The sequence below is a fragment of the Kluyvera intermedia genome (assembly GCF_021440345.1).
Taxonomy (GTDB): domain Bacteria; phylum Pseudomonadota; class Gammaproteobacteria; order Enterobacterales; family Enterobacteriaceae; genus Kluyvera; species Kluyvera intermedia_A.
The window spans coordinates 14933-33408 of the sequence record NZ_JAKCNS010000030.1 but is presented as its reverse complement, the minus strand read 5'-3'; the positions used below and the strand labels follow the sequence as shown (position 1 = coordinate 33408).

Genomic DNA, 18476 nt, shown 5'->3' with positions numbered 1-18476 from the left:
GAGGCGATTGTTGACATTTTTATGACAGAAAAAATTAATCATACTTTTTTATATTTAATCGGACATTGTCATAAATTTTTAACACGCGGGGGATAAAAACGTTCCTGTTTTTTCACAGTGGTCTTTCACAGCAATTTTAGAACATAAAAAACCGGGATTAAGAAATGCAAAAAACTACGCTGGCATTAACGATGATGGGTATTATTGCGTCCTCTTCAGCGATGGCTGCTGAAGTATATAACAAAGACGGTAATAAACTGGACGTTTACGGCAAAGTCAAAGCCATGCATTACATGAGCGACGATTCAAGCTCCGATGGCGATAAAACATACGTTCGTTTTGGTTTCAAAGGTGAAACCCAAATTAACGACCAGCTGACCGGCTATGGTCGCTGGGAGTCTGAGTTCTCCGGTAATAACGATGAAAGCACCTCTACGCAAAAAACGCGTTTGGCTTTTGCCGGTCTGAAAGTAAAACAGTTCGGTTCTTTTGATTACGGTCGTAACCTCGGCGCGCTGTACGATGTTGAAGCCTGGACCGATATGTTCCCGGAATTCGGCGGCGACTCCACCGGTAAAACCGATAACTTCATGACCAAGCGCTCAAGCGGCCTGGCAACCTACCGTAACTCTGACTTCTTCGGCGTTGTCGATGGTTTGGATTTAACCCTGCAATATCAGGGTAAAAATGACCGTAGCACTTACGCTACCGCTAACGGCGACGGCTTCGGTTCTGCGCTGTCCTATGATTTCGGTGGCAGCGATTTCGCGATTAGCGCGGCGTACACCAACTCTGACCGTACCAACGTTCAGCAGGCTAAATCCCTGGCTAATGGCGGCAAAAATGCCGAGTCCTGGGGTACCGGTGTGAAATATGACGCCAACAATGTTTACCTGGCGATGATTTATACCGAAACCCGCAATATGACCCCAATTAAAGGTCTGGTCTCTGCGGATCAAGGTTTTGCTAATAAAGCACAGAACTTCGAAGCCGTTGCCCAATATCAGTTTGATTTCGGCCTGCGTCCATCCCTGGGTTACGTGCAGATGAAAGGCAAAGATCTGGATAACGGAATTGGCGATCAGGATCTGATGAAATATGTGGATGTCGGCGCGACCTACTATTTCAACAAAAATATGTCAGCGTTTGTTGATTATAAAATCAACCTGATTGATGAAGATGCCGTGACCAAACGTCTGGCTATTATGACCGACGACGTTGTTGCGGTTGGTATGACCTACCAGTTCTAAGTGATTTATAAAAAAGCCTTCCATCTGGAAGGCTTTTTTTATGACCAAATAAAAAGACCAGCGCACAGGCTGGTCTCTTTATTTTATTTATGCCGTACGCTTAACCGCTTCGTTGGCAAAACCTTCTGCCGGCTCCAGCGTCAGATCCAGCGTCTTAAGCAACTCTTTTGCCCGGTCATGGAAACCACGCAACGTTAACTGCAGACGTTCAACCACCTCGGGATCTTTGATCGCCACCGCCTGCCATACCCCATCTTTATCAAACAGGCCGAACTGATAGCTGTAAGTGAAGCGATTTTCTTGTGCTTCCATTTCCATCCACCAGCCCCAGAACTCACGCTTCTCAGGCGCAGGCTTTACGTTAACGCAAACGGCCAGACAGTCGAAAAAAAAGCGGTTGTCTTCGCACTGTTCTTCGCGAATATAGGGGCCAAGCGCAGCGAATTTCTTAATCAATCTACTCTTCGGGTGTCCACTCGGTAACGTCATTGCGATCTCCTTTAGTGATGCACCTGTTTTACCAAATCAATAGAATTTATCAATCTATTAACAAAATCTATTGTTGATCCACCCGGCAATTTCTTTCAGCGCCTTGTCAAAGTTGCGATACACCGGGTTAAACGGGATCGACATCAGTTTCCCCTGCGCAGATGACGAAACAATTAAACGCGACTCTTCTTCCGGGCTAAATGGATCGTTATTCCAGAATCCTGAAAGCATTGGCGTTGGGCAGCGGCGTCCCAGCAGCCCCTGAGTTTTCAGGGAGTAGCGATTAAGTTCAACGCGCAGCGCTTCGTCAGACGCATCGTGCATGCCCAGTCGCGAGGCCAGCACATCGAGATACATCTCCGGTACGCGTCCCTGTTGCAGTGGATCATTCAAAAGACAATGCACCACCGGCCCCAGACAGGCGACAGCTTTCAGATTCTGCGCTTCCAGATACGCCAGGCGTACCGCAATGTTGGCACCAAAGCGGAAACCAAAAGCGGCAACGCGGGTATGGTCAACCCACGGAATATTGGGCAGCGCGCGGATCACATGCTGATGCAGCATGCTGGAGTCCTGAGTCAGCTTCCATTTTGAGGAGAAGCCGATAGAAGGCATATCTACCGTCAGCATCGCAATACCCAGCGGCGCAAAATAGTACTCGTATAGGCTGTAATAATCGGTTTGCAGACCATCAAGGCCGCCGCACATTAGCACCGTCGGGAACGGGCCCTCGCCTTTCGGCATATGCAGGAAACCGGTAATCGGCGCCCCACCAGGAATGGCAAACTCGAGCTCGCGCATCTCGCCGGGTAAACGCTTCGCCGCTTCTTCATAAGCACGGTTAGCCAGCGCCTGCGCCTGCTCGGCGAGGTCGTCCCCCTTCAGATGGGGATAGGCGGCAATGCTATAGAGGTTAGAGGCGTGCAGCCAGTGGCGACCGCTGAGGGTTTCATCAGGCTCCTGAGTGGCTTTCTGCTGCCAAAGCATGGCCTGTGATGACCACTCATAAATCCAGTTACCGCCACGGTAGCCGACGACGGTGTCAAACAGGTCATCGTCGGTACGCTCGGCCTTGCTCATCACGATACGCGACTGGACGTCGAGAATTTCCTGCGGCGTTACGCCACGCCAAATCCACATTAAACGGTTAATCATGCGGTACCAGTGCGGGATATTACTTCCGCTCAGCGCCGACTGCATACTGTCGGTCTTACCGTTGGAGAAGCGGCGTACCAGCGTTGATGTTTCAGGGTGTTTAAAGCGTGGTTTGAATAGCGTTTCGCTGAGATTGGCTTCTGGCATCACAAAACCTCCATAGGTACGATCTTGGGTCTATTGTAACGCGTGGAACGTTAAAAAAAACAACGCCCGGCATAACCGGGCGTTGGAAGCGCATTTATTGATGAATTAACGGCCAGAAATAGGCGGTACGAATACCACGCCCATGTCCCAAGGCTGTTCAATCCAGGTATCCTGCGGGATATCAACAACATAATCGTTAACCAGTGGGCGACCCGCTGGTTTAGCGAAGATGGTGACGAAATGCGCTTTCGGGTACATTTCACGAATAGCTACCGCGGTGCCGCCGGTATCGACCAGATCGTCAATAACGATAAAGCCTTCGCCATCGCCTTCAGCGCGTTTGAGAACTTTCAGTTCACGCTGGTTGTCGTGGTCATAGCTGGAGATGCATACGGTGTCGACATGACGAATGCCCAGTTCACGTGCCAGCAGTGCGGCTGGTACCAGACCGCCACGGCTAACGGCAATAATGCCTTTCCATTGTTCTGAAGGCATCAGGCGTGCAGCCAGTTTGCGCGCATGAATCTGCAACATGTCCCAGGTGACGACGTATTTTTCGCTCATGTGAAGTGTCCCAGCCTGTGTTATACGGCTTAAAAAGTGTTCAAGGGGGAAATGGGTTGCGCGAGATTATAGAGATCTGACGCACTAAAAACCAGTGTTTAGCGGAATTGCAGGCTCTTTTTACGTGGTTTCTTCTACCGGGAGGGAGAGAAAGTGGTATTCTCAACCGCATCGCGCAAGCCAGTCTTGTGGTATATGTATGTGCTAACCCTTTACCTGCAAGCGACTTTTGCAGAACGCCGTAAGGAGACTCATCGTGTCTGAACTGTCTCAATTATCCCCGCAGCCGCTGTGGGATATTTTTGCCAAAATCTGTTCTATTCCGCACCCTTCTCATCATGAAGAGCAGCTCGCTGCCCATATCGTGGGCTGGGCGAAAGAAAAAGGTCTGCACGCAGAACGCGACCAGGTCGGCAACATTCTGATTCGTAAAGCCGCGACGCCGGGCATGGAAAACCGCAAAGCGGTTGTTCTGCAGGCTCACCTTGATATGGTGCCGCAGAAAAACAATGACACCGTGCACGACTTCGCCAAAGACCCTATTCAGCCGTACATCGACGGTGAGTGGGTAAAAGCACGTGGCACAACTCTGGGTGCTGATAACGGTATTGGCATGGCGTCCGCGCTGGCAGTACTGTCCGACGATTCCGTTGAACATGGCCCGCTGGAAGTGCTGCTGACCATGACCGAAGAGACCGGGATGGACGGCGCATTTGGTCTGCAGCCTAACTGGCTGCAGGGCGAAATCCTGATCAACACCGACTCTGAAGAAGAGGGTGAAATCTACATGGGCTGTGCGGGTGGTATCGACTTTACCAGCAACCTGCCGCTGACCCGTGAAGCAATTCCGGCTGGCTTCCAGACCTTCAAGCTGACGCTGAAAGGGCTGAAAGGCGGTCACTCTGGCGGTGATATTCACCTCGGTCTGGGTAATGCCAACAAGCTGCTGGCCCGTTTCCTGGTCGCCCATGCGGCGGAACTGGATCTGCGTCTGGTAGACTTCACCGGCGGTACTCTGCGTAACGCAATCCCACGTGAAGCGTTTGCCACTCTGGCGATTCCAGCAGATAAAGTTAGCGGCCTGAAAGATCTGGTAGAAACCTATCTGCACATTCTGCAAAACGAACTGTCAGCGAAAGAGAAAAACCTGAACCTGGTGCTGGAAGCTCAGACCGTTGAAGGTAAGGCGCTGACCAACGCTTCCCGCGATGCCTTTATTCAGTTGCTAAACGCAACGCCAAACGGCGTTATCCGCAACTCTGACGTGGCCAAAGGCGTGGTAGAGACCTCTCTGAACGTGGGCGTCGTCTCCTTTACTGAAGACACCGCAACCATTCACTGCCTGATTCGTTCCCTGCTCGACAGCGGTAAAGATTACGTTGTCAGCATGCTGGAATCACTGGGCGCGCTGGCGGGTGCTAAAACCCAGCCAAAAGGCGGATACCCAGGCTGGCAGCCGGATGCAAGCTCCCCGGTCATGCAGCTGGTACGTGAAACCTATCAGCGCCTGTTCAACAAGGTGCCGAACATTCAGATTATCCACGCGGGTCTGGAATGTGGCCTGTTCAAGAAACCTTATCCAAACATGGACATGGTCTCTATTGGGCCAACCATTACCGGCCCACACTCTCCGGATGAGCAGGTTCATATCGAAAGCGTTGGCCAGTACTGGCAGCTGCTGACGGAACTGCTGAAAGCGATTCCGGCGAAGTAAGTTTTGCCCTCCCGGCGGGTTTAGGCTCGCCGGGAATCTCTGCCCACTACCTGACTTTTTCCATCCGGTAATTCACAAACCGTTCCCCGCGCGCTTCAACCTCTTGCTCAGCTATTACCTGAAAACCCAGCCGCTCAAAACACACTTTCGCCGTCAAGCTTGCTTCTACCGTAAGCGTCCCGGCTGGAGCCTGGGTAAACAGTTCCTGCAACAAAGCGCTGGCAATGCCCTGCCGCGAATATGCAGGATCAACAAAAAGCAGATCGATATAGGTGCCTGCAGCAGTAACGAAACCGACTGGGCGCTGGTTTACCGTCGCCACCAGCACCAGAGAATCGGCCATTTTCTGCCGCCAGCGCGTTTCATCAACCTGCGCCCAGGACTCAATCTGCGAGGCAGAATAGTGTTGGCTGGCAGTTTCCCGCACCGCGCGCTGGAATATCTGGCACAGTGCAGAAAAATCATCTTCACGATATGGGCGAATAAGCATAACTAAATCCCTAAAAGTAGCTGTCGTTCCAGCTGTGGGTCGAGCAGCGTAACGTGCAGGCCAACAAGCCGCACGCCGCGCCCTGCCCGCCGTTCATGCCAGGATTTTTGCGCCGTGGCGATGAGATCGTCTTTGTTTAGCTTCGGCCAGACATGTTCCTGGGTGGTGAGCTGGAAGTCATTAAATTTAAGTTTAACGCCCTGACGCGCGATCAGCAGATCCGGTTTGACCTTTGCCAGCCGACGTTCCAGTTCAGGGTAGAGCCGTTCGATAATCGCCTCGCAATCGGACCACTCATGAATGTCTTCTTCCAGCGTCCGTTCTACGCCAATCGATTTACGCTGCCTGTCGTTGTGGATTTCACGCTCATCGATCCCCTGACTGCGCTCCCAGAGGATCCGGCCAAACTTGCCAAAACGCTTTAACAGCATCGCTAAATCGCTATTCTGCACATCTTCACAGGTACGCAGCCCCATGCTTTCAAGCTTGGCCGCCGACACCTTGCCCACGCCGGGGATTTTGCTCAGCGGCAGGGTTTTGAGAAATGCCGGGACTTCAGCCGGAGTCAGGACAAACTGGCCGTCGGGTTTATTGAGATCGGAGGCAATTTTGGCGAGAAACTTCACCGGCGCCACGCCCGCCGAAGCGGTGAGGGCCAGCTCTTTAAATATGGTCTGACGGATTTCCTGGGCCATTAACGTCGCCGAACCGTGGCAGTGCGGGCTATCGCTCACGTCAAGATAGGCTTCATCCAGCGACAGCGGTTCAATCAGCGAAGTGTAGCGGGAGAAAATTTCACGGATGTGGTGAGAGGCTTCACGATAGGCTTCAAAGCGTCCCGGCAGTAACGTGAGATGCGGGCAGAGCTTCAGCGCCATTCCGGTAGGCATGGCGCTACGCACGCCAAATTTGCGCGCCGGATAGTTCGCCGTGCTGATCACCCCGCGCTGTACCCGACTGCCGCCGATGGCGATAGGAATATCGCGCAGCGCCGGGTTGTCACGCATTTCAACCGCCGCGAAGAAGCAGTCCATATCAATATGGATTATTTTGCGCATCGTTAGCCCTCACTTACCACTGGATAAGTATACAGCATAACTTTGGCAAATGAGAAGAGTGCAAAATCGCCCGGCAGTACCGGGCGATAGAGAAAACTACAGGATGCGGTTTTGTTGCCGCTGCGCCTCACGTGCCATACGTTTCTTACGCGCATCGCAGGGTTCAGGGCAGTCGCAGACTTTTTCCATCCCCAGCGACGAGATACCACCGCAGCTACCCTGCAGCGTTTTTCGCTTCACCAGATAGCCGAGCGACATTCCAAACACCACCAGGATAAAAATAGCGAATGTCGCCAGAAACACCGTTAGCATCATCAGCCTCCAAAGTCGTCGAGCATGATGTTTTCATCCTCTACGCCCAGGTCTTTGAGCATTTTAATCACCGCAGCGTTCATCATCGGCGGCCCGCACATGTAGAACTCGCAGTCTTCCGGCGCTGGGTGATCACGCAGATAGTTCTCGTACAGAACGTTATGAATAAATCCGGTGTAGCCCGTCCAGTTATCTTCCGGCAGCGCATCGGAGAGCGCGATATTGAAGCTAAAGTTCGGATTTTCCCGCGCGAGTTGCTCAAATTCTTCGGCATAGAACATTTCACGCAACGAGCGCGCGCCGTACCAGAAGCTGATTTTACGCGTACTGTGCAGGCGCTTAAGCTGGTCGAAAATATGCGAACGCATCGGTGCCATCCCGGCCCCGCCGCCGATAAAGACCATTTCCGCCTCGGTCTCTTTGGCAAAGAACTCCCCAAATGGCCCCGAGATCGTCACCTTATCTCCCGCTTTCAGCGACCAAATATAGGACGACATAATCCCCGGAGGCGCCTCAGGTGCGGACGGCGGCGGCGTGGCGATACGCACGTTGAGCATGATGATGCCCTTTTCTTCCGGGTAGTTCGCCATCGAGTAGGCGCGTAGCGTCGGCTCTTTGACGTCGGAGACGTAGCGGAAGAGATTAAATTTATCCCAGTCGCCACGATACTCATCCGGCACGTCGAAGTCGGCGTAGGCGACTTTATGCGGCGGGCATTCAATCTGAATATAGCCACCGGCGCGGAACGGCACATTTTCACCGGCAGGGATCGCCAGCTTCAGCTCTTTAATGAAGGTGGCTTTGTTATCGTTGGAGATAACTTCACATTCCCATTTCTTAACGCCAAAGACTTCGTCCGGCAGTTCGATTTTCATATCCTGGCGCACGGCAACCTGACAGGCCAGGCGACAGCCCTCTTTCGCCTCGCGCTTGGTGATATGTGAAAGCTCGGTCGGCAGAATATCGCCGCCGCCCTCTTTCACCGTCACCCGGCATTGACCGCAGGAACCACCGCCACCACAGGCGGAGGAGATAAAAATACCGTTGCTGGACAGCGTATTCAGCAGCTTGTCGCCCGCCGGGGTTTTGATCTGCTTGTCCGCTTCATTGTTGATTTCGATAACCACATCGCCGGCGTTCACCAGCTTTGATTTGGCGAACAAAATCAGCAGCGACAGCACCAGTACGATCAGCGTAAACATGACTACGCCCAGTAAAATTTCCATCATTCGCGGCCCTTATAGCTGCACACCGGAAAATGACATAAAACCTAATGCCATCAATCCCGTGGTGATAAAGGTGATCCCTAAGCCACGCAGTCCCACGGGCACATTTGAGTACTTCATTTTTTCGCGGATCCCGGCCATGGCGACAATTGCCAGCATCCAGCCGATGCCGGAACCAAAGCCGTAAACGATAGATTCACTGAAGTTGTAGTCGCGCTGCACCATGAACGAGACGCCGCCGAAGATGGCGCAGTTCACGGCAATCAACGGCAGGAAGATACCCAGCGCGGTATACAGCGACGGGAAGTACTTATCGAGGATCATCTCGAGAATTTGCACCAGCGCCGCAATCACCCCGATAAAGGTGATGAAGTTGAGGAAGCTGAGATCGACCCCTTCCGCCAGCGCGCCATCGCGCAGCACCAGGTTATAGACCAGGTTGTTGATCGGCACGGCCAGACCCAGCACGACGGTTACCGCCACGCCAAGACCAAAAGCGGTCGAGACTTTCTTCGATACCGCGAGGAAAGTACACATCCCCAGGAAGAACGCCAGCGCCATATTTTCAACAAACACCGCGCGGACAAACAGGCTAATGTAATGAGCCATAATCGGTTACTCCTTTTCCTGCTGTTCTGGCTTCCAGCTTCGCAGCGCCCAGATCAGCAAACCGATAATGAAAAATGCGCTTGGCGCGAGCAGGAATAGACCATTTGGCTGATACCAGCCGCCGTTCTTAACGGTTTCCAGCACCGTGATACCGAACAGTTTTCCGCTGCCGATAAGTTCACGCAGGAAGCCGACGATCAACAAAATCGCACCGTAGCCCAGGCCATTACCGATGCCGTCCATAAAGCTCGCCAGCGGCGGTGACTTCATGGCGTAGGCTTCCGCACGCCCCATCACAATACAGTTGGTGATGATAAGCCCAACGAACACCGACAGCTGCTTGGAGGTTTCATACGCGAATGCGCGCAGCAACTGATCGACCACGATAACCAGCGAAGCGATAATCGCCATTTGCACGATAATACGCACGCTGTTCGGAATGTGGTGGCGGATCATCGAGATAAACATGCTGGAGAATGCCGTCACCAGCGTGACCGCAATGGTCATCACAAACGCCGTTTCCAGCTTAGTGGTGACCGCCAGCGCCGAACAGACGCCGAGCACCTGCAGCGCAATCGGGTTATTGGCGATGAGCGGGCCAACCAGCACGCGCTTCACCTCTTTCATATCGCCTTGCTCAGCCATGATTCAGCCCTCCTTCACGCACCTGCTTCAGGAACGGGCCAAAGCCCATTTCACCCATCCAGAAATTGAAACTGTGCTGCACGCCGTTGGCGGTCAGCGTCGCGCCGGATAAGCCATCAACCGCATACAGATCGCCCTGTGGTGCCGCGCCTTTCATCACTCTCAGCGCCGGCTGGCCGTTGTCATCCACCACGCGTTTGCCGATAAACTGCGCGCGCCAGTTCGGGTTTTCAATTTCGCCGCCCAGCCCTGGGGTTTCCCCCTGGTCGTAATAAGTAATGCCTTTGATGGTACGGCCGTCTGTATCCAGCGCCACAAAGGCATACATCATCGACCACAGGCCGTTGCCGTATACCGGCAGAACGATTTCCTGAGTTTTCTGCTGCTCGTCTTTGATCAGATAGATTTCCACCACGTTGCTGCGGCGTTTGATACCCGCAGGATCCTGATTAGCTTCAAGCGCCACACTCTGTTGAGGATCTTTTAACGCCATGCTCTGATTAAACTTCGCCGGGTCGCTGTCCAGCATCGCGCCGCTTTTTAAATCCACCAGACGCGGCGTCACGCGGGCGGCATAGATTTCCGCAACCTCTTCGGCAGACATGTTGTCGTGCATCAAACCGGCAACGGCGAGAATGTTGCGCTGTTTATCCAGCGCGCGCTGTTCTTGCTGGAGGGGTTTGAGCCCCACGGCAGAACCGGCCACCACGATGGAGCAGACCAGGCAAAGCACCAGCACCACCAGCAGCGTTTTGCCGATGCTATCGTTACTTTTGATTTCAGCCACGCGACTTCCTCCGCTTAATATTGGCCTGCACCACCAAGTAATCGAACAGCGGCGCAAAGAGGTTGGCGAACAGAATCGCCAGCATCATCCCTTCTGGATAGGCCGGGTTTACCACGCGAATCAGCACGCACATCACGCCAATCAACGCGCCGTAGCACCACTTTCCTTTATCGGTAAACGAGGCTGAAACCGGGTCAGTCGCCATAAACATCATGCCGAAAGCAAACCCGCCCAGCACCAGATGCCAATACCACGGCATAGCGAACATTGGGTTAGTCTCCGACCCCACCAAATTGAACAGAGTGGCGCAGACAATCATGCCGAGCATCACTCCGGCCACAATGCGCCAGGAGGCGACGCGGCCAAAGATAATCAGCGCACCACCGAGCAGAATCATCAGGGTTGAGACTTCACCAATCGAACCGGGAATATTGCCGATAAAGGCATCCATCCAGCTTACCGGTTGACCAGTTACCACGTTCACCAGCGACTCACCGCCGTGGCTCGCCCACTGAGAAAGCGGCGTGGCACCGGAGAAACCATCGGCCGCGGTCCATACCAGATCACCGGAGATTTGCGCCGGATAGGCGAAGAACAGGAACGCACGCCCCGCCAACGCTGGGTTGAGGAAGTTGCGCCCGGTGCCGCCGAAAATCTCTTTGGCAATCACCACGCCGAAAGAGATACCCAGCGCCGCCTGCCACAGCGGCATCGTCGGAGGGACAATCAGCGCGAAAAGAATCGAAGTGACGAAGAAGCCTTCGTTTATCTCGTGTTTGCGTACGATGGAAAACAGGACTTCCCAGAAACCACCGACCAGGAATACGGTCGCGTAGATAGGTACGAAGAACACTGCGCCCAGCATCATCATGCTGATCCAACCGGCGTCAGGGGCAAAACTCACACCCAGCGCCTGCGCCAGACTATAGTGCCAGTTGCCTGCAATCACCTGCTGGAGCTGTTCCGCACCGTACAGCTTGTGCAGCGCGGGAATGGTTTGCAGCCCCACGTTGTACATGCCCCAGAACATCGCCGGGAACACGGCGAACCAGACGAGGATCATCATGCGTTTAAGATCGATAGCGTCACGGACGTGTGCTGCACCTTTCGTGACATGGCCCGGCGTATAGAGCAACGTCGCCGTCGCTTCAAACAGCGGGTAGTATTTTTCCAGCTTGCCGCCCTGCGTAAAGTGCGGCTCAACTTTTTCCAGTAGCTGTTTTAAGCCCATCACTTAGCCTTCCTGCTCAATTTGCGTTAATACGCGGCGCAACACCGGACCGTATTCATATTTTCCCGGACAGACGTAGGTGCACAGCGCCAAATCTTCTTCATCCAGCTCCAGGCAGCCCAACGCCTGAGCGCTGTCGGTGTCGCCGGCCAGCAGGTCGCGCAGCAGCACGGTAGGCAGAATATCCAGCGGCATCACCCGCTCGTAGCTGCCAATCGGCACCATCGCACGTTCGCCGCCGTGGGTATCCGTCGAGAAGTTGAAGAGTTTTATCTTCAGGAAATGGCCCAGCGTGGTGCGCGTAATAGAGAACTTATCCCGGCCCGGAGCAACCCAACCGAGCAGCTCTTTTTCGCGCCCTTCTTTCAGCACGCTGACCTGCAGATGGAAGCGGCCAAGGAACGCATGTGGCCCGATGGCGTGAGTGCCGTTCAGAACGGAGCCGGAGAGCACACGATTTTCACCCTCATGCAGTTCGTCCACCAGCAGCGCGTTAAGATCCGCCCCCAGACAGGTTCGCACCAGGCGCGGATGTTTGGCCTGTGGCCCACCCAGTGCTATCACCCGTTCGGTCCATAAAATACCCTCGAGGAACAGTTTGCCGATGGCGATAACATCCTGGTAGTTAAGGTGCCAGACCTGTTTATTCAGACTGACCGGTTCCAGAAAGTGAATATGCGTGCCGACTAATCCCGCCGGGTGCGGGCCGGTGAATTGGTTAAACGTCACCTGTCCCTGCGGGTGACCGCCCAGCTTGCCACCACTGCTCTGGCAAACGTGGACTTTGCCGTCGGTCAGGCGTGTCAGGAGAGTTAAACCGGCATTAAAAGCTTCGCGTTGGGCAAGGATAATAGGCTGCGGATCGGCTGCCAGTGGATTAGTGTCCATTGCGGTGACGAAAATCGCCGCAGGCTCCGTACCCGGTGTCGGTGTTTTGCTGAAAGGACGAGTACGCATCGCCGTCCACAGGCCAGACTCAATCAGCTGCGAGGCCACCGTGTCACGCGGCAGGGTCGCCAGTTCATCGGCGGCATAGCGGGTGAACGCCACGGCTTCATCGCCGTCAATATCAATCACCACCGATTGCAGAACCCGGCGCTCACCGCGATGTATCGCGCTCACCGTGCCACAGGCCGGGGAGGTAAAACGCACGCCGGGAATTTTTTTATCTTCAAAAAGCAGTTGCCCTTTAATGACCAGGTCGCCCTCTTTTACCGCCATGGAAGGACGTAGCCCCACATATTCTTCACCCATGACCGCCACTCGGCTCACCATGGCATTATCAATACGTTGTTGATCGGGCAGGCCGGCAATAGGCAAATCAAGGCCTTTCGTTATTTTAATCATACTGTTCGCAGGTATCCGTTAACGACGACGTCAACAAAGCGTTGAGGCCAGCGTTTTGGTTAACGAGACAAAAGAAAGGAATTACACCGGAAACCCAATGGCATCCCAGGATTGGGTAAAACGAGGGACTGAAGCATCCTTTCTTACACTGTATTGAGAGTTACTCCGTGAATCATCCAAACATTCCATTATCTGGCTGAATGATTACGTAACTAAAGTTTACCATTTTCTCCTCCCGCGATGCAGCAGTTCTGCTTTTCGGCCCATTAAATTGCGAGCTAATACGCAAAGTTCTGTTGATTCAGACCGGGATAGCTGGTGAATCATCAACTTATCCTACACACTTTGTGACGAGAGCAAATGCGCTCGCCCGCAGCACAACGCACCGGGTTCTAGCGGGAATGCAATAGGAAATTGTAAACGCCAACCGCTCCTCTTGCGAAAAAATGCGGTGGTGCTAAGGTGAGCGCACAAAAACAGATTTATCTGCTTTTTCTCTCTATGGCCTCTCCTGGCGTGTTGTTATTTTTTATCAAGGAACATGTAGTATGCGCAAAATCGCATTATTTATTGCGATGCTTTTAATGCCGTGCGTTTCGTTTGCTGGGCTAATGAGCAGCAATAGTCCGACGACGCCCGTTAGCAAAGAATATAAGCAGCAAATGATGGGCTCTCCGGTTTATATCCAGATCTTCAAAGAAGAGCGAACGCTCGATCTTTTCGTCAAAATGGGTGAAACCTACCAGCTCCTTGATAGCTACAAAATCTGCAACTACTCCGGTGGTCTGGGGCCAAAACAGCGCCAGGGCGATTTCAAAAGCCCGGAAGGGTTTTATTCGGTACAGCGTAGTCAGCTGAAGCCTGACAGCCGTTTCTATAAAGCGATTAATATCGGTTTCCCGAACGCCTACGACCGCGCACACGGCTATGAAGGGAAATATCTGATGATTCACGGTGCCTGCGTATCGGTTGGCTGTTATGCCATGACCGATTCTGGCATTGATGAGATTTTCCAGTTTGTGACCGCCGCGCTGGTCTTCGGACAGTCTGGCGTGCAGGTCAGCATCTATCCGTTCCGTATGACGGATGCCAACATGCAGCGCCACAAATACTCTTACTACCATGATTTCTGGCAGCAATTAAAACCGGGCTACGACTACTTCCAGCAGACCCACCGACCGCCGATGGTTTCGGTCGTCGATGGTCGTTATGTGGTGAGCAAACCGCTCAGCCACGAAGTGGTTCAGCCGCAGCTGGCGTCAAACTATACGCTCACCGAGGCAAAATAAACGCCATTCGCCTGGCATAATCTTGTGCCAGGTTTCATTCCCCGTCAGCGGTTGGGTGGCAATAACCGTCACCACATCGTTGGCGGTCGTTTCCTTCTGAAAATCAATTTCGACATCCTGATCCAGAAGCGTTGCCACACCAAACGGCGCGCGACGGGTTATCCAATACAGGTTTGTAGAACAGAACGCCATCACGTAACGACCGTCTGACAACAGCATATTGAATACGCCCTTCTCACGTAACTCATCGGCCAGTGACGCAATATACTTGAATACCGCCTGCATATTACCCGGCGTGCGCGGGTAGCGCTGCGTCAGTTTATGCAGCAGCCAGCAGAACGCTTTCTCGCTGTCCGTTTCACCGACAGGACGAAACTGCCCCGTCTCCAGCGATTTGTAGCCGGTGAGCTGGCCATTATGCGCATAGGTCCAGTTGCGTCCCCACAGTTCGCGGGTAAACGGATGGGTGTTCTCCAGCGCCACCATGCCTCGGTTGGCCTGACGGATATGGGCGATCACCGAGCAGGATTTTATCGGATAGTCCTGCACCAGTTTGGCGATGGGTGATTGATAGCTGGGCTGCGGATCTTTAAAGGTGCGACAGCCTTTACCTTCGTAAAAGGTAATTCCCCAGCCGTCTTTATGCGGCCCAGTGCCCCCACCGCGCTGAACCAACCCGGTAAAACTGAAGCAAATATCGGTTGGCACATTGGCGCTCATCCCGAGCAATTCGCACATATCACACCCCCACAGCAATCGGGGCCGAAGCCCCGTGAAACTTATGCCTTAACCATCTCTTTTTCGATAAGCATGATCAGGATATGGATAACTTTAATGTGAATTTCCTGCACGCGGTCAGCATAGCCAAAGTGCGGTACACGGATTTCGATATCCGCAGAACCCGCCATTTTGCCGCCGTCTTTACCGGTCAGGGTAATGACTTTCATGCCCTGCGCACGCGCCGCTTCAATCGCTTTGATGACGTTTGCAGAGTTACCGGAAGTGGAGATACCCAGCAGAACATCACCTGCACGGCCTACAGATTCAACGTAGCGAGAGAAAACATATTCATAACCGAAATCATTACTCACGCAGGAGAGATGGCTGACGTCGGAGATAGCAATCGCCGGGTAGCCCGGACGGTTTTCACGATAGCGGCCAGTCAGCTCTTCTGCGAAGTGCATCGCATCACAGTGTGAACCACCGTTACCGCAGGAGAGTACTTTACCGCCCGCTTTAAAGCTGTCCGCCAGCAGGACTGCTGCGCGCTGAATGGCGTGGATATTGGCTTCGTCTTTAAGGAAGTTTGCCAGCGTATCGGCCGCTTCATTCAGTTCGTTACGAATAAGATCCTGGTACATGAGGATAATCCTTCAGCATTAATAAAATTGTCATCGCTAGTGTAACGGATAGCGCTAGCGCAGAGAAGCGAGCGCCGTTCTATTCAGCGGATGTTTGGATTTTTGGTGCGCTAAAAAGCAGCAACAATGTGAGCGAGGTTGTAATTATTTTGTAAACACATTGCTAATTAAAATCACATCAACTACAACCATATCATCACAAGTGGTCAGACCTCCTACAAGACAGGGGCATTTCTCTATGATGATTTTGAGTGTTGTATTAACCATTGCTTTACTCGGTGTACTCTTCTATCACCGCGTCAGTTTAACGCTCAGCAGCGTGATTCTGCTGGCCTGGACCGCCGCGCTTGGCGCATCCGGCCTATGGAATCTGTGGCTGCTGGTGCCGCTGGCCATCATTCTGGTGCCGTTCAACTTTACGCCGATGCGTAAGTCGCTGATCTCCGCGCCGGTCTTCCGCATGTTCAGTAAAGTGATGCCGCCGATGTCACGCACTGAAAAAGAAGCGATTGATGCCGGTACCACCTGGTGGGAAGGCGATCTGTTCCGCGGCAACCCGGACTGGAAAAAACTGCACAACTATCCGCGTCCTCAGCTGACGGCGGAAGAGCAGGCCTTTATTGACGGCCCGGTTGAAGAAGCCTGCCGCATGGCCAATGACTTTGCGATCACCCACGAAATGGCCGATCTGCCGCCAGAACTGTGGGCCTATCTGAAAGAACACCGCTTCTTTGCGATGATCATTAAGAAAGAGTACGGCGGCCTGGAGTTCTCGGCTTATGCCCAGGCTCGCGTCCTGCAAAAACTCTCCGGCGTTTCTGGCATTCTGGCGATTACCGTCGGTGTACCAAACTCTTTAGGCCCGGGCGAACTGCTGCAGCATTACGGTACTGAAGAACAAAAAGATCATTATCTGCCGCGTCTGGCACGTGGTCTGGAAATTCCATGCTTCGCCCTGACCAGCCCGGAAGCGGGTTCTGATGCTGGCGCGATTCCGGATACCGGCGTCGTTTGCATGGGCGAATGGCAGGGTGAGCAGGTTCTGGGTATGCGTCTGACCTGGAACAAGCGTTACATTACGCTTGCGCCTATCGCCACCGTACTCGGTCTGGCCTTTAAACTGTCCGACCCGGACAAACTGCTGGGCGGCGCGGAAGAGTTAGGTATCACCTGTGCGCTGATCCCAACCAACACCCCGGGCGTGGAAATTGGCCGTCGCCACTTCCCGCTGAACGTACCGTTCCAGAACGGTCCGACCCGTGGTCAGGATATCTTTGTGCCGATTGATTACATCATCGGTGGACCAAAAATGGCCGGCCAGGGCTGGCGTATGCTGGTTGAATGTCTGTCCGTCGGTCGCGGTATTACCCTGCCATCTAACTCCACCGGCGGCGTGAAATCCGTGGCGCTGGCGACCGGTGCCTACGCACACATTCGCCGTCAGTTCAAAGTCTCCATCGGTAAGATGGAAGGTATTGAAGAGCCGTTGGCGCGTATCGCCGGTAACGCCTATGTGATGGATGCAGCGGCTACGCTGATTACCTACGGCATTATGCTGGGTGAAAAACCGGCCGTGCTGTCGGCTATCGTGAAGTACCACTGTACCCACCGCGGCCAGCAGTCCATCGTTGACGCCATGGATATCGCCGGCGGCAAAGGCATTATGCTCGGTGAAGGTAACTTCCTGGCACGTGCTTACCAGGGCGCGCCGATTGCCATCACCGTGGAAGGGGCCAACATCCTGACCCGTAGCATGATGATCTTCGGCCAGGGGGCAATTCGCTGCCATCCATACGTGCTGGAAGAGATGGCCGCAGCGCAGAATAAAGACGTGAATGCTTTCGATAAGCTGCTGTTCAAACACATCGGCCACGTCGGTAGTAACAAAGTTCGCAGCTTCTGGTTAGGGCTCACCCGTGGCTTAACCAGCCCGACGCCAACCCGTGACGCTACCAAGCGTTACTATCAGCATCTGAACCGCCTGAGCGCTAACCTGGCTCTGCTGTCAGACGTATCGATGGCGGTGCTGGGCGGTAGCCTGAAACGCCGTGAACGTATCTCCGCGCGTCTGGGCGATGTGCTGAGCCAGCTGTATCTTGCGTCTTCGGTGTTGAAACGCTATGACGACGAAGGTCGTAATGAAGCTGATTTACCGCTGGTTCACTGGGGCGTGCAGGACGCGCTGTATCAGGCAGAACAGGCGATTGACGATCTGCTGCAAAACTTCCCGAACCGCTTTGTGGCAGGTGCGATGCACGTGGTTATCTTCCCGACCGGTCGTCATTACTCTGCGCCGTCCGATAAACTGGATCACGCCGTAGCGAAAATCCTGCAAACCCCAAGCGAGACTCGTTCCCGTATTGGTCGCGGCCAATACCTGACACCGAGCCAGTACAACCCGGTGGGTCTGCTGGAAGAAGCGCTGGTTGACGTAATGGCCGCAGACCCAATCCACCAGCGTATCTGTAAAGAGATTGGCAAAAACCTGCCATTCACTCGCCTGGATGAACTGGCGCATAACGCGCTGGCAAAAGGGCTGATTGACCAGGCTGAAGCCGCTATTCTGATCAAGGCTGAAGAGAGCCGTCTGCGCAGCATTAACGTTGACGACTTTGCCCCAGACGAACTGGCGACCAAGCCGGTAAAGCTGCCGGACAACGTACGCAAGGTTGAAGCCGCGTAACGTTACCTTCTCGTTATCCTCGAAGCGGAGCCTGGCTCCGCTTTTTTTTATCCAAACAGTCCTCAGCGCTATCACCTCCTGATAAGGTGTTACAGTTAGATTAATGCCCTGCCATAAGG

18 protein-coding genes are annotated in these 18476 nt (G+C 53.6%); 4 read left to right on the top strand and 14 right to left on the bottom strand.

The annotated features are described in order from the left end of the window. Positions 1–164 precede the first annotated feature (164 nt). The gene (gene phoE, locus LZ634_RS09925; protein WP_234504549.1) at positions 165–1250 is read left to right on the top strand and encodes a phosphoporin PhoE; all 1086 of its coding nucleotides are present in this window, start codon (positions 165–167) and stop codon (positions 1248–1250) included. Positions 1251–1337: 87 nt separating this feature from the next. Here phoE and crl read toward each other — a convergent pair whose 3' ends face one another. The 3 genes from crl to gpt all read right to left on the bottom strand — a co-directional run bounded on the left by crl (position 1338) and on the right by gpt (position 3605). Then, positions 1338–1739, bottom strand: coding sequence for a sigma factor-binding protein Crl (crl, locus tag LZ634_RS09920; protein ID WP_234504546.1), 402 nt, complete (start codon positions 1737–1739; stop codon positions 1338–1340). A 57-nt stretch (positions 1740–1796) separates the two neighbouring features. Then, complete coding sequence (gene frsA, locus LZ634_RS09915) at positions 1797–3041, bottom strand: esterase FrsA (RefSeq protein ID WP_234504543.1); 1245 nt, start codon at positions 3039–3041, stop codon at positions 1797–1799. A gap of 105 nt (positions 3042–3146) precedes the next feature. After that, positions 3147–3605: a xanthine phosphoribosyltransferase gene (gene gpt / locus LZ634_RS09910; protein WP_062777267.1), complete on the bottom strand. Its 459-nt coding sequence runs from the start codon at positions 3603–3605 to the stop codon at positions 3147–3149. A gap of 256 nt (positions 3606–3861) precedes the next feature. Here gpt and pepD point away from each other — a divergent pair, with 256 nt between their 5' ends. Beyond that, the gene (gene pepD / locus LZ634_RS09905) at positions 3862–5319 is read left to right on the top strand and encodes a beta-Ala-His dipeptidase (protein WP_234504540.1); all 1458 of its coding nucleotides are present in this window, start codon (positions 3862–3864) and stop codon (positions 5317–5319) included. Between the two features lie 46 nt (positions 5320–5365). Here pepD and LZ634_RS09900 read toward each other — a convergent pair whose 3' ends face one another. From LZ634_RS09900 to LZ634_RS09860, 9 genes are all read right to left on the bottom strand, one after another. Further along, entirely contained in the window at positions 5366–5809 is a 444-nt protein-coding gene (locus LZ634_RS09900) for a GNAT family N-acetyltransferase (RefSeq protein ID WP_234504536.1), read from the bottom strand. Between the two features lie 2 nt (positions 5810–5811). Then, positions 5812–6867: a DNA polymerase IV gene (gene dinB, locus LZ634_RS09895; RefSeq protein ID WP_234504533.1), complete on the bottom strand. Its 1056-nt coding sequence runs from the start codon at positions 6865–6867 to the stop codon at positions 5812–5814. Positions 6868–6963: 96 nt separating this feature from the next. Next, positions 6964–7179: a (Na+)-NQR maturation NqrM gene (gene nqrM, locus LZ634_RS09890; protein ID WP_234504584.1), complete on the bottom strand. Its 216-nt coding sequence runs from the start codon at positions 7177–7179 to the stop codon at positions 6964–6966. 2 nt (positions 7180–7181) lie between these two features. Continuing rightward, positions 7182–8405, bottom strand: a complete 1224-nt coding sequence (gene nqrF / locus LZ634_RS09885) for an NADH:ubiquinone reductase (Na(+)-transporting) subunit F (RefSeq protein WP_234504581.1) — start codon at positions 8403–8405, stop codon at positions 7182–7184. Positions 8406–8417: 12 nt separating this feature from the next. Beyond that, entirely contained in the window at positions 8418–9014 is a 597-nt protein-coding gene (gene nqrE / locus LZ634_RS09880; protein ID WP_234504531.1) for an NADH:ubiquinone reductase (Na(+)-transporting) subunit E, read from the bottom strand. A gap of 6 nt (positions 9015–9020) precedes the next feature. Then, entirely contained in the window at positions 9021–9659 is a 639-nt protein-coding gene (locus LZ634_RS09875) for an NADH:ubiquinone reductase (Na(+)-transporting) subunit D (RefSeq protein WP_061285166.1), read from the bottom strand. Beyond that, positions 9652–10446 (bottom strand): Na(+)-translocating NADH-quinone reductase subunit C, encoded by a 795-nt coding sequence (locus tag LZ634_RS09870; RefSeq protein ID WP_234504528.1) that lies wholly within the window; start codon positions 10444–10446, stop codon positions 9652–9654. Before LZ634_RS09870 ends, LZ634_RS09875 begins: the two co-directional genes overlap by 8 nt. Further along, positions 10439–11677 carry an NADH:ubiquinone reductase (Na(+)-transporting) subunit B gene (locus LZ634_RS09865; RefSeq protein WP_234504578.1) on the bottom strand — a complete coding sequence of 413 codons (1239 nt, stop codon included), beginning with the start codon at positions 11675–11677 and terminating at the stop codon, positions 10439–10441. Before LZ634_RS09865 ends, LZ634_RS09870 begins: the two co-directional genes overlap by 8 nt. Before the next feature lie 3 nt (positions 11678–11680). Beyond that, on the bottom strand, positions 11681–13024 hold the full coding sequence (locus LZ634_RS09860) for a Na(+)-translocating NADH-quinone reductase subunit A (RefSeq protein WP_234504525.1): 1344 nt from the start codon (positions 13022–13024) through the stop codon (positions 11681–11683). Positions 13025–13572: 548 nt separating this feature from the next. On the opposite strand from LZ634_RS09860, the gene dpaA reads away from it, so the two are divergent. Continuing rightward, complete coding sequence (dpaA, locus tag LZ634_RS09855; protein ID WP_234504522.1) at positions 13573–14313, top strand: peptidoglycan meso-diaminopimelic acid protein amidase; 741 nt, start codon at positions 13573–13575, stop codon at positions 14311–14313. Here the strand turns inward: dpaA and LZ634_RS09850 are convergent. Together LZ634_RS09850 and lpcA are read right to left on the bottom strand one after the other, a co-directional pair. Beyond that, positions 14284–15051: a class II glutamine amidotransferase gene (locus tag LZ634_RS09850; protein WP_234504521.1), complete on the bottom strand. Its 768-nt coding sequence runs from the start codon at positions 15049–15051 to the stop codon at positions 14284–14286. The genes dpaA and LZ634_RS09850 overlap by 30 nt on opposite strands. Positions 15052–15092: 41 nt before the next feature. Beyond that, positions 15093–15674 carry a D-sedoheptulose 7-phosphate isomerase gene (gene lpcA / locus LZ634_RS09845; protein WP_035894459.1) on the bottom strand — a complete coding sequence of 194 codons (582 nt, stop codon included), beginning with the start codon at positions 15672–15674 and terminating at the stop codon, positions 15093–15095. A 238-nt stretch (positions 15675–15912) separates the two neighbouring features. Here lpcA and fadE point away from each other — a divergent pair, with 238 nt between their 5' ends. Further along, complete coding sequence (gene fadE, locus LZ634_RS09840) at positions 15913–18357, top strand: acyl-CoA dehydrogenase FadE (RefSeq protein WP_234504519.1); 2445 nt, start codon at positions 15913–15915, stop codon at positions 18355–18357. The last annotated feature ends 119 nt before the right edge of the window (positions 18358–18476 follow it).

Bases quoted from the DNA above. Each gene is read 5' to 3' on its own strand.
- phoE (WP_234504549.1), top strand. From the start codon at position 165: ATGCAAAAAACTACGCTGGCATTAACGATGATGGGTATTATTGCGTCC.
- crl (WP_234504546.1), bottom strand. From the start codon at position 1,739: ATGACGTTACCGAGTGGACACCCGAAGAGTAGATTGATTAAGAAATTC.
- frsA (WP_234504543.1), bottom strand. From the start codon at position 3,041: ATGCCAGAAGCCAATCTCAGCGAAACGCTATTCAAACCACGCTTTAAA.
- gpt (WP_062777267.1), bottom strand. From the start codon at position 3,605: ATGAGCGAAAAATACGTCGTCACCTGGGACATGTTGCAGATTCATGCG.
- LZ634_RS09900 (WP_234504536.1), bottom strand. From the start codon at position 5,809: ATGCTTATTCGCCCATATCGTGAAGATGATTTTTCTGCACTGTGCCAG.
- dinB (WP_234504533.1), bottom strand. From the start codon at position 6,867: ATGCGCAAAATAATCCATATTGATATGGACTGCTTCTTCGCGGCGGTT.
- nqrM (WP_234504584.1), bottom strand. From the start codon at position 7,179: ATGCTAACGGTGTTTCTGGCGACATTCGCTATTTTTATCCTGGTGGTG.
- nqrF (WP_234504581.1), bottom strand. From the start codon at position 8,405: ATGGAAATTTTACTGGGCGTAGTCATGTTTACGCTGATCGTACTGGTG.
- nqrE (WP_234504531.1), bottom strand. From the start codon at position 9,014: ATGGCTCATTACATTAGCCTGTTTGTCCGCGCGGTGTTTGTTGAAAAT.
- LZ634_RS09875 (WP_061285166.1), bottom strand. From the start codon at position 9,659: ATGGCTGAGCAAGGCGATATGAAAGAGGTGAAGCGCGTGCTGGTTGGC.
- LZ634_RS09865 (WP_234504578.1), bottom strand. From the start codon at position 11,677: ATGGGCTTAAAACAGCTACTGGAAAAAGTTGAGCCGCACTTTACGCAG.
- LZ634_RS09860 (WP_234504525.1), bottom strand. From the start codon at position 13,024: ATGATTAAAATAACGAAAGGCCTTGATTTGCCTATTGCCGGCCTGCCC.
- dpaA (WP_234504522.1), top strand. From the start codon at position 13,573: ATGCGCAAAATCGCATTATTTATTGCGATGCTTTTAATGCCGTGCGTT.
- LZ634_RS09850 (WP_234504521.1), bottom strand. From the start codon at position 15,051: ATGTGCGAATTGCTCGGGATGAGCGCCAATGTGCCAACCGATATTTGC.
- lpcA (WP_035894459.1), bottom strand. From the start codon at position 15,674: ATGTACCAGGATCTTATTCGTAACGAACTGAATGAAGCGGCCGATACG.
- fadE (WP_234504519.1), top strand. From the start codon at position 15,913: ATGATGATTTTGAGTGTTGTATTAACCATTGCTTTACTCGGTGTACTC.